Annotated in this window: 11 protein-coding genes and 1 pseudogene; 3 read left to right on the top strand and 9 right to left on the bottom strand. The window is 68.7% G+C overall.

Annotated elements, in window-relative coordinates; all coding sequences use genetic code 11:
• Nucleotides 1-211: 211 nt before the first annotated feature.
• Both AC061S_RS07805 and AC061S_RS07800 read right to left on the bottom strand, forming a co-directional pair.
• Nucleotides 212-1073, bottom strand: a pseudogene (locus AC061S_RS07805) (VOC family protein).
• 99 nt (nucleotides 1074-1172) lie between these two features.
• Nucleotides 1173-1457: an isoamylase early set domain-containing protein gene (locus AC061S_RS07800; protein WP_478685102.1), complete on the bottom strand. Its 285-nt coding sequence runs from the start codon at nucleotides 1455-1457 to the stop codon at nucleotides 1173-1175.
• Between the two features lie 249 nt (nucleotides 1458-1706).
• Between AC061S_RS07800 and AC061S_RS07795 the strand changes: the two genes are divergently transcribed.
• Nucleotides 1707-2177: a universal stress protein gene (locus AC061S_RS07795; protein WP_478685101.1), complete on the top strand. Its 471-nt coding sequence runs from the start codon at nucleotides 1707-1709 to the stop codon at nucleotides 2175-2177.
• 231 nt (nucleotides 2178-2408) lie between these two features.
• Complete coding sequence (locus tag AC061S_RS07790) at nucleotides 2409-2831, top strand: CBS domain-containing protein (RefSeq protein ID WP_478685100.1); 423 nt, start codon at nucleotides 2409-2411, stop codon at nucleotides 2829-2831.
• Between the two features lie 463 nt (nucleotides 2832-3294).
• Here the strand turns inward: AC061S_RS07790 and AC061S_RS07785 are convergent, their stop codons facing one another.
• The 6 genes from AC061S_RS07785 to AC061S_RS07760 all read right to left on the bottom strand — a co-directional run bounded on the left by AC061S_RS07785 (nucleotide 3295) and on the right by AC061S_RS07760 (nucleotide 5977).
• The gene (locus AC061S_RS07785) at nucleotides 3295-3591 is read right to left on the bottom strand and encodes a hypothetical protein (protein WP_478685099.1); all 297 of its coding nucleotides are present in this window, start codon (nucleotides 3589-3591) and stop codon (nucleotides 3295-3297) included.
• 104 nt (nucleotides 3592-3695) lie between these two features.
• On the bottom strand, nucleotides 3696-4157 hold the full coding sequence (locus AC061S_RS07780) for a hypothetical protein (RefSeq protein ID WP_478685098.1): 462 nt from the start codon (nucleotides 4155-4157) through the stop codon (nucleotides 3696-3698).
• Nucleotides 4158-4268: 111 nt separating this feature from the next.
• Nucleotides 4269-4640, bottom strand: a complete 372-nt coding sequence (locus AC061S_RS07775; RefSeq protein WP_478685097.1) for a hypothetical protein — start codon at nucleotides 4638-4640, stop codon at nucleotides 4269-4271.
• Between the two features lie 62 nt (nucleotides 4641-4702).
• The gene (locus tag AC061S_RS07770; protein WP_478685096.1) at nucleotides 4703-4933 is read right to left on the bottom strand and encodes a hypothetical protein; all 231 of its coding nucleotides are present in this window, start codon (nucleotides 4931-4933) and stop codon (nucleotides 4703-4705) included.
• Between the two features lie 141 nt (nucleotides 4934-5074).
• Nucleotides 5075-5416 carry a hypothetical protein gene (locus AC061S_RS07765; protein WP_478685095.1) on the bottom strand — a complete coding sequence of 114 codons (342 nt, stop codon included), beginning with the start codon at nucleotides 5414-5416 and terminating at the stop codon, nucleotides 5075-5077.
• A gap of 228 nt (nucleotides 5417-5644) precedes the next feature.
• Nucleotides 5645-5977, bottom strand: a complete 333-nt coding sequence (locus AC061S_RS07760) for a hypothetical protein (protein WP_478685094.1) — start codon at nucleotides 5975-5977, stop codon at nucleotides 5645-5647.
• 1191 nt (nucleotides 5978-7168) lie between these two features.
• Between AC061S_RS07760 and AC061S_RS07755 the strand changes: the two genes are divergently transcribed.
• Nucleotides 7169-7885 carry a hypothetical protein gene (locus AC061S_RS07755; protein ID WP_478685093.1) on the top strand — a complete coding sequence of 239 codons (717 nt, stop codon included), beginning with the start codon at nucleotides 7169-7171 and terminating at the stop codon, nucleotides 7883-7885.
• A gap of 131 nt (nucleotides 7886-8016) precedes the next feature.
• Here AC061S_RS07755 and AC061S_RS07750 read toward each other — a convergent pair whose 3' ends face one another.
• Nucleotides 8017-9336, bottom strand: coding sequence for a helix-turn-helix domain-containing protein (locus AC061S_RS07750; RefSeq protein WP_478685092.1), 1320 nt, complete (start codon nucleotides 9334-9336; stop codon nucleotides 8017-8019).
• Nucleotides 9337-9415 lie beyond the last annotated feature (79 nt).

Raw genomic sequence — 9415 nt, 5'->3', positions numbered from 1 at the left:
CGCCGTTGCCAGCGACGCATGCGAGCGTGGGGACAGACCTTGGACACTGGTCTGGGACGGCCTACGTATTCAGTTCCTTCCTCGTGCAGGTCGTCCGCTTGGGTGGAGCGACTTCGTGTCGCACTGGCGGGGCCCCTCTCCTGATGTGGTGCCTTCGCCTTCTGCTGTGCACTTACCCGCGCCGTGTCCCCACACGCACTGCGTCCGCTGGTCAGAATGGGCCGGGACCGCCGGGACCGCCGGGACCGCCGGGACCGCCGGGACCGCCGGGACCGCCGGGGCCGGTGGGACCGGTGGGACCGGCGATGCTGAACACCGCGCCGTCGGGGTCCCGCAGGGTGATCTCGTGGGGGAAGGGGCCGGAGTCCGGCCCGGACACGGTGCTGGCGCCCCTTCCGAGGGCCGCCTTCACCGCGGTTTCGAGGTCGGGCACCCGGAAGTGGACGTGCCAGCGCGGCCGCAGATGCGGGTCCGGAGCCTGCGCGAGCGTCCCGCCGTGCAGGCGCGCCACCGTCCGACCCGCGTGGCGCAGCAGGATGCGCTCGCTCTCCTCCGCGTACGCGACCTCGCAGCAGCCGGCGTGCTCGCAGGCCCACTCCAGGACCTCGCCGTAGAAGATGGCGGCGTCGAAGGCGTTCCTGGTGCGCAGTTCGAGCCAGGCCGGAGCGGCGTCTCCGCCCATACCCCAGTCGGGGATGGCGTCGCCCCTGCCAGATTCCGAAGACGGCCCCGTCGCGGTCCGAGGCGAGCGCCGCCCGTCCGGTGCCGAAGGCCAAGGGGCCAACGGCGACGGTTCCACTGCGTTCGAGGACGCGTGCCGCCGTGACGTCGGCATCGTCCACGGCGAAGTACGGAGTCCAGACCACGGGGGGCGTCAGCTTCGGGGGCAGGGAGCCGAGGCCGGCCACCGGAATCCCGTCGGCGAAGCCGACGGAGAACGCCTCGCCGAGCCGGGCGGGTCCGAATTCCCAGCCGAGAACCGCGCCGTAGAACTGCTGTGCGGCGCCGAGATCGCGGGACAGGAGACTGACCCAGCAGGGTGCGCCGAACGTTTCGTGACTCGATGTCGACACGACGTCAACCCCATCCGCTGGTGCGCCCACGGGAGCCCCTCCCGCGGTACTCGCGGGGATGCTCTCGGAGGCGGTACGTAGCCGTGTGGGTGCAGTTCGTCAGGTGCGGAGCAGGCTGTTGGAGCCGTCGAGCGCGTCGGCGCCTTCGTCGTTGAACCAATAGTCGCCCGCTGCCAGGTAGCGGAAGGCATGCGTGCTCTTGCCGGGCAGTGCGACGGTGACCGCGCGGGTGCCGTCCTGGCGCGGCCGGAGCTCATGCGTTCCCGGCTGCCAGTCGTTGAAGTCGCCCACGACACTGACTGGTCCTGGCGGGGCCTCCGCCGGCAGGACGAACGTGATCTCCGTGTGGTCCTTGCTGCCGTTGCGGCGCTTGCGTTCGAGCACGGGAGGGCTCCTGCCGAGTCGGGAAACGTTCCGCCACATCCTCGTACCGAGGCAGGGCAAGCTCCACGACGACACGATGACATAGCGGACGGGCACCCGGGCGGCGGAGCGCGAACGGGAAGCCGAGGAGCTGGGGAGCGCCGGGGAAACGGAGGGAAGAGAGCAACGGAGATTGGGCCGGATGAGAGTGGGCAGGCGCGGTTGAGAAGAGCCAAGTGGAGGGGGAACCGAACGAGGAGGGATGAGGCCATGGACACCAGTGGTCGGATTCCCCGCGTGGTAGTGGGCGTCGACGGGTCCCCGGCCTCGTACGAGGCGCTGCGGTGGGCGGTGCGGTACGCGCGTCTCATCGCGGCGACGGTCGACGCAGTGGCGGCCTACGAGCTGCCCGGAGCGATCGGCTGGTCGGCTCCGGCGGTGGATGCCGAGTTCGACGAAGCGCAGCGCAGACAGGAAATGACCGAGGAGATCGAGAAGGTCCTCCTCCAGGTCGGCGAGGTGCCGATGGAACAGCACCTGGTGCGCGGCGGCGCCGCGAGCGCGTTGATCAAGGCGTCGGCTGGCGCCGAGCTGCTGGTCGTGGGCAGCAGGGGCCGGGGAGGATTCGCCAGCCTGCTGCTGGGCTCGGTCAGCCAGCAATGCTCTGCGCACGCGTCCTGCCCGGTCGTCATCGTCCGTCATGACGCGACCGGCGACGAAGACACCATTGACCGCGCCTGACCAGCCCTGCCGCCAGTCCCTCATGAACAGCGGAGGCACCATGACGCATCCGAAGACTGGCCCGCCTACCCATCCGTTCCCCCAGGATCCCGCGGATCCGCATCCGGCGCCTCCCGCACACCCCTGGCCCGGTGATCCCCAGGCGCCACGACCAGCACCGAGTCCTGCCCCGGGCCCAGAGCCGGAGCCTGATCCACTGTCGGCTCCGTCCCTCCAGGACGGGGAGGAGCCATGACCAGGCGAGTCCACGAGGTGATGACCGGGAATCCGGTGACCGTCGAAAAGCTGACCTCGCTGGCAGAAGCCGCGAGGGTGATGCGGGATGCCGGCATCGGGGACGTCCTGGTCGTCGACGAGGGCCGGCTGCGCGGAATCCTGACCGACCGGGACCTCGTCATACGTGCCATGGCGGAGAACCTGGATCCCGCCGACACGACGGTTTCGGCGATCTGCAGCACTGAACCGGTCACCGTAAAGCCCAGCGATGACGTCGACCAGGCCATGGATCTCATGCGCCGGCACGCGCTGCGGCGTCTGCCCGTGCAAGACGAAGACGGCGAACTCGTCGGCGTCGTCACGCTGGGCGATCTCGTGGTGGAACGGGATCCCGGGTCGGCTCTCGCCGCCATCTCAGCAGCAGAACCCGACGCCTGACGCGCGCCTGGGGTCGCTTCTGGGGGCGCGGCGAGGTCGCCTATCGGACGGGCGAGCTGATCGCCCAGTGGTACCGGCATCTCGCGACGGCAAGCGTGGAACACCGCTCGTCGAGTGGGATCGGAGGCGTTCCTGCCGTCCGACGGAGGGCCAGGGGTCACATCCATGCGAGTGGAGGCCGCACCGGCAAGACCTGATGACGGGATTCCTGCCGCGTGGGTGACCATCCGGGTCACACCAGACAAGAGCCGCAGCACGATGACAGCGCCGTACGAGAGCCCTCACATGATCGCGAAGGCACAGGAAGTGGCGCGCAACGTACTGCGGGAGAAACAGTGAGGCCTTGTGCTGTGTTCGCCGGCCTGTCCGAATACGACGAGAGCGCCCGCCGACCTCGGAGGTCCCGCCCAGAGTCTTGACCGGGGACTGATGTCCACTCGCTTCGTAGATCAGCAGATGCCGGTCAGATGACGATGTGTGCCGCCCGTTCGCGGAGCTCCTGGGTCTCCGGGACCCCGTTGTACCGCCGGAGGCGGACTCGCATGTCCTGGAGGGCGGCCTGGACCTTGACCGAGCGGATGCCGTCGGCGCAGTCGAGGAAGTCGCGCCAGGTGGCCATGGCTCCGTCCACGTCGCCTTGTCGCAGGTGGACGCCGCCCAGGTCGGCGAGGACGATGGCACGGGTGCGGCGGCGGTCGAGGCCGTGGATGTCGAGGCCCAGGAGTCTCCGCGTGCGGCTGCCGGCTTGCCGATGGCGCATGGCCTGCAGGGCGAGGTTCCGGCCGGCCAACTCGTCACCAGGGCGAGGACCCGCCTCCGGCCGCATCGCCCAGAGGAAGTGGCACAAGCCGCCTGAACCGGACCTCATGTCGGCCGCCGCACCCTCTCCAGCGCTGCCTGGACTTCCCCGAAGCGTTTGGCCCCCTGTGCCTTGCCTGCGTACCCCGCCATGTCGCTGAGTGCGTACGAGGTGGTCTTGAACCCGTTGGTCTGGTGGAACTCGGCGCCCCAGTTGCCGAGCGTCACATGCGTGACCTGCTCCAGGGGCAACCGATGAGTACCCCACGGGTTGATCGCGACAACCCGTTGAGGGCCGATCTCAAGTCGGACTCGCAAAATCGCCCACCAGAAGAAGAAGCAGGCACCGGTCGCGAGGCCGGTCCACACTCCTGCCAGATGGGCGGCGGCCCAGGTGGGTGCCAGCACCCAAGAGAACCAGCACACAGCGGCCTTCACCGCGACAACGGCCGGCATGACGTACGCCGCAGGACGGGCTCCGCCTGCGACGCGCCACACCATGACCTCTTCCCCACCCAGGTCTCCCATGGCGACATTGTGGCCGCCACCGACCACCAACGGCCCTCGAAATCGGCTCCCAGTACACTCCGCTCGCCATCGCGTCTGGTTCGACCAAAGGCTCGTCGTGATTGCGTAGTCCTAGCTTCGGACGCGGATGCGGACCAGCAGCAGGGTCAGGACTCCTGGTGTCACCGCCAGAGCCACGTACCCGAAGACCCCACGTGAGACCGCAAGTTGTGCGTAGGCGGCAGGAGCGTCAGAGGACGTGACGTTGACGGCCCAGACGGCCAGAGGTATCGCGGTTGTCAGAAGTGCGAGCCAGGCGCCGCGCCGGGCGAGGAGAGCCTGTTCCGGGTGACCGGTCAGCATGCGGATCCCGGCGGAGGCCAGCACGAAGCCCGCCGCGCCGAATGCGGCGCCGAAGAGGATTGCTGACGGGTTGTCGTCGAACACGATGACAGCGATGGCCGCATACCAAAGGCCCGCGACCAGTGACACCAACGCGGACATGCCGCGCCCCTTCCTACGGGTCGGGCCCCGAACGATCGCTGGCTCGGGGCCCTTCTGATGGGTTAGCCGGCGGGCGGAGCGGAGGGCTTGATCTCGAAGATCTCGTTGACGGCTCCGTTCTCGCCCTTCTCTACCCTCCTGCTGCTACCCGGAGGATCGCTCTTGTTCTGTTGCCCGGTCGGCTGCCCAGGCGGCCGTACGTCCACGGTGATCTGCCTGCCGCTGGCGTCCTTCGCCGGCTTGCCGTCCGGGCCCATGACGGGCATCCGGTCAGGCAGCTTTGTCGTGTCCACCGTGCCGTCGGCCTTTACCCACGGAGGCCGCGGAGGAGCGGGCGGCCTGTCGGAGGCTGTGGCGGTCATGACGCCTCCGGCGACGAGGATGGCAGCACCTGCCAGCACCGATACGAAACGTGCCCTGTTCAAGCGTGCCTCCTACGGTTCGATGTAGTGGAAGCCCGACCAGATGCCAACATTCCAGCCGTACCAGTCCCCGCCGTACTGGACGGACGTGTAGCCAGTCGTGCCGTAGTAGCCACCCCCGCAGGGCGGGGCGCCGCCGAAGTTCCATGACAGCGTGTACTGGCCCGATTCAAAGGCGCTGTACTGCCATTCCCCGACCAGAGCGCAGACATACCAGTCCGCGCCATCCCACTTGTAGTACTCGTACTTGGCTGCGAGGTCCCCGGGCAGGCGCTTCCACGGCATGATGCAGTACAGGTCGCGGCCTGCGTTCGCCTGCGTCTTGGTGTAGCCGCCACCGTCTCCGTGTGACACCTCGGCATAGGTGTAAAGGCACTTGGTGCTGTCGGCGTTAGCCCAGACTTCGTCTTGTGCGTACACATAGTGCGCGCTCGCGGAAGTCGCAGTGGTGAGAACCAGGAGAGCCGCGATCGGGACTGCGAGAAGGCTGCTCAGCAGCATTCTGATGCGCCGGGGTTTTACCCGTGTGTCCACTAATGTTCCTTTCGTCGTTGTTGATGCCAGGACCAAACTGACGACGCGTTACGGGAACGTACGCGGATGGCGCAGGGTATGCCAGACATCCGCGCATTCAACATAACGTTGAATGCGGCTGTTGCCATCAACGTTTGGCAAACGTGCGAACCACCCGGCCCGGCATGCTCGGCCGGTGTAGCCGTCGATGGGCTTGCTGGGCCTCGGTGTGCGGTGTGAGCGGCGGCCGGCTGCGGCCAACACGAGGCCGGTGATGAGCAGGGAGAGCCCGATCATGAGCACAGGGACGCCGGGTCCGGGCAGGAAGTACATCGCCACACCGGCCAGGGTCTGCGGATGCCGCCCCCCGGGGCCGCCGCTGGGCCGCAAAGAGATCGACATCGACGAGTTCCTTCGCGAGTGGCGCAAGGCCCGCGGACTGGACGACCGGAAGCCGCGTCCCGCCCAAGGTGAGCCGCAGCAGGCGAGCGACTGGAAGTCGCACCTCCACCGGATCACCCGCAAGCCCAAGCAGGCCCCCGCCGTCGACGCGGCCTACGGCCCCGGTCCAAGTCGACCTGCGGCCTTGCGTGGAGCGGATGGCACGAGCGACCTGCGGGCTCGTAGGATCCATGGATGGTTGACCGGAGCGAAAATGGCCTGCCAGTTCTCAGCCGGTGGATGGACGGAGTTCCGACCCACCCACTGCGTTGGTACTTCGAGGCGGAGCGTCCGAATCGCTACCGGGGCGTCGTCCATGCGTGTGGCGGAGCCCCATCCTGACGGCGATAGAGGAGACCCTGGCCATTCTGGAGCGGGTCCAGCCAGACGGGCTCGCAGCAAAGCGCCAAGATTTCCGGGGGTTCTGGGACCAGGGCGCGGAGGGCATGGAGCTCTTCCTTACGCACCGAGCCGAACTTACGGTTGCGTCGCACCTTGCGGCGAGCGGTGTGCCGTTCCGGTTCAACGGAGGCGAGGGCCCTGATCTTCTACTTGAGGCCGGTGCGACTCGTTTCGGTATCGAGGTCGGCCCTTTGGGGGCGCCGGGTATCGCATACAGGGCCACTCGGATGTATTTCACCCCTTTGGTCACGAAGGGTCGCTATGGTCCGGACATCGGTTTCTCGATGATGAGGACGCACTGCCTATGCGACGCGTTTCGGCCTTCGCCGCCACAGCCCTGCTCTTCTCGTGCCTGAGTGGGACCGCCCACTCGGAACCATCACCTCCTGAGCTCCGTGCAGCCAAGTTCATCTGCCAAGTCAACGAGTACCCTCCGACCTTGGATGCCGAGGGGCGGATCTACGGCTATGCGGATCACACGTGCGACTCACGCCCCGACTGGGCCCCGAAGTGGCTGGAGATCCGTCTCCTGAGCCGGGCTTGTGAGCGATGTGCGGACCGTGAGGTGACCGTCTGGCGCCGAAGCGACCGCAAGGAGGACAACTGGAGGGTCTCCCGGACCTCGTTCGCGACGCCGTGCAAGAGGAGTTCCGCTGCCCGGTGGTACGTGACGGAGGCAAGGGCCTACGTCCAGAACGGCGTCTTCCAGGGTGGCGGCAAGTCATCTCCGGCGAAGCTGGGGTGCTCGAATTGACGACGCCCACGTGTGAGGGGCTGGGCTGGCTCCGGCCGCCGGCCGCCGGAGCGGACGGTGCTGTCTGGTTGTTCGCCGAGCGGACGCCCTCAGGAACGGAACTTCTCGTCGGATCCGTGGTGGCCGCCTTTCCCGACCGGGCCCCGGACCCCGTCTGCTTCGTACCGGGACCGGGAACGGCTCCGATCGCGGCCGACGAGCTGACCCTCCTCGGCCCGCCCCGGGCCCGGCTGTCCCAGCTGGTCCTCCCGGACATCCCGGGAAGCGCGGCCCGCATCCTGCTCCCTGACCGGGACGAGCAGTACGCGCTCAACGGGCTCACCGAACCCGACATCGAACCGGACACCTTCCTGCGGCTCCTGCTCCCGGGTGCCGTCGTGCACGAGGACGCCGAGTGGACCGTTCGGCACGGCGGGGTCGTGTCCTCACCCCAGGGCTGCCACGTCACCGCCCACGCCGTGCGCCGGCCGGGTGCACCCGACTTCTCCGACCCCTGGCCGCAGCAGCCCCTGAAACTTCTCTTCGAGCACGCTCCTGAGGGGGGCGACCCCGAGGAGATTTCCGGCGGAGGGGGCGGCGCACCCCCGCACTTCGACGAGTATCGTGCCGTCACCGCCACCACGGACCGCCGGCCGAACGCCGTCGTCATCGTCCTGGACGATCCCACCCGTGAGGGTCCCCCGATCCGGCTGAGGCTCCCGCTCCCGGCGTGACGGGCTTGAGGCGACCTTGCAGGCGCGATCGCTGTTCCGCGAGGCGGTGCGGTGGTGAGATGCCGGACTTCAGAGGCTGGGCGCCGGGGCAGACGGCGGCGTTCCGCCTTCGAAAGATCAGCGGGTGCCCGTCAGCTGGCGATGCGTGCCGCCCGTTCGCGGAGCTCCTGGGCCTCCGGCACTCCGCTGTACCGGCGCAGTCGTACCCGCATGTCCTGCAGGGCGGCCCGGACCTTGACGGAGCGGATGCCGTCGGCGCAGTCGAGGAACTCGCGCCAGGTGGCCATCGCGCCGTCGGCATCGCCCTGCCGCAGCCGTACGCCGCCCAGGTCCGCGAGGACGATTGCACGGGTGCGGCGGCGGTCGAGGCCGTGGATGTCCAGCGCGAGGTGGAGGTGCTCCTCGGCGGCGTCGAGGTCGCCGAGGCGGGAGAGGATCATGCCGGACTCGTGGGCCCAGCGGCCGGGGGAGTAGTGCGCTGCCCAGGAGTCAGCGCCCGCGGCGGCCGGCTTGCCGATGGCGGTCTCGGACATGGCGAGGTGCTTGGTGGCCATGCGGCGGTCGTCGTCCTGGGCGGCGGCGTTCGCGAGGGTGGCCTCGTAGTAGGCGACGGCACGCGGGTTGTCGAGGTGCCGACCGTAGTCCACGCAGGCTTCGCCGAGTTGGACGGCCTCCGCCCGGTAGCCGAGGTCGACGCACTGCACGGCGAGCCCTCGTAGGGCGGTGGCGGACAGCTCCGGGTCTCCGGCTTCGGCGGCCAGGCGGAAGGCGTGCGCGTAGTAGCCCTGGGCGAGTCCACGCAGTTCTGGGGTGTCCCCTTCGTCCTGGGCCATCCAGCCGGCGAGGTGCACGAGCTGCGAGGTCGCGGCGAACAGCTCGCGGCCGGTGGCCTCGGTGAAACGGCCCTCCAGCCAGGGTGCGACGTCCTGTGTCAGGTACCGGACGGCCAGGTGGCGGGCGTGGCCGCCGCCGAGTTCGGAGGCCGAGTCCCCGAGGGCCTTCACCATGTGGCGTACGGCTGCCACCTCGCCCCGGCCTACCCGGACAGCGCCTGGGGGAGCGGTCGTGGTCCGGCGGGTGATGCTGTCCATGTCGGGCAGTCCGAGGGCGGACAGGGCGTATCCGCTGGACGCGAGGATGAAGTTCCGGCGGTCCACGTCGCTCCTTCCCAGGTGTAGGACTGATGCAACGGTATCGGCGTGGAGTGCCACCGGCACGGCCTCTGGGAGGTTGATCGCTTCCGGGTTCAGTGCCAATACCTGGGCGATGTACGGCCACCAGTGATCCGGTGTCCGCTCGCCCTCGATCCAGCGGCGTGCGTGCTGGCGCTGGAGGCGGCGCGGGTTCCCGCTCTCCGCAAGGCCGAGAGCACGCGCCAACTCGGAGGGCCCCCAGCCGCGTTCCTGACACGCCTGCTTGATCAGATCCGCGACGGCCGGGTTCTTCGGCACCCCGTCACCCTCCCCACCTGGATTACGCGGGATTACGCAGGACTACATCCTGGGGCCTGCCCCAAGGGCCCGGATCGCC

It is taken from the genome of Streptomyces sp. CA189 (assembly GCF_056428985.1).
Note: the sequence above shows the minus strand (reverse complement) of the source record. Positions and strands in the feature narration are given on the sequence as shown.

Excerpts from the sequence above, each read along its gene's own strand:
- AC061S_RS07795 (WP_478685101.1), top strand. The coding sequence starts at position 1,707 with ATGGACACCAGTGGTCGGATTCCCCGCGTGGTAGTGGGCGTCGACGGG.
- AC061S_RS07790 (WP_478685100.1), top strand. The coding sequence starts at position 2,409 with ATGACCAGGCGAGTCCACGAGGTGATGACCGGGAATCCGGTGACCGTC.
- AC061S_RS07785 (WP_478685099.1), bottom strand. The coding sequence starts at position 3,591 with ATGCGCCATCGGCAAGCCGGCAGCCGCACGCGGAGACTCCTGGGCCTC.
- AC061S_RS07780 (WP_478685098.1), bottom strand. The coding sequence starts at position 4,157 with ATGGGAGACCTGGGTGGGGAAGAGGTCATGGTGTGGCGCGTCGCAGGC.
- AC061S_RS07775 (WP_478685097.1), bottom strand. The coding sequence starts at position 4,640 with ATGTCCGCGTTGGTGTCACTGGTCGCGGGCCTTTGGTATGCGGCCATC.
- AC061S_RS07760 (WP_478685094.1), bottom strand. The coding sequence starts at position 5,977 with ATGTCGATCTCTTTGCGGCCCAGCGGCGGCCCCGGGGGGCGGCATCCG.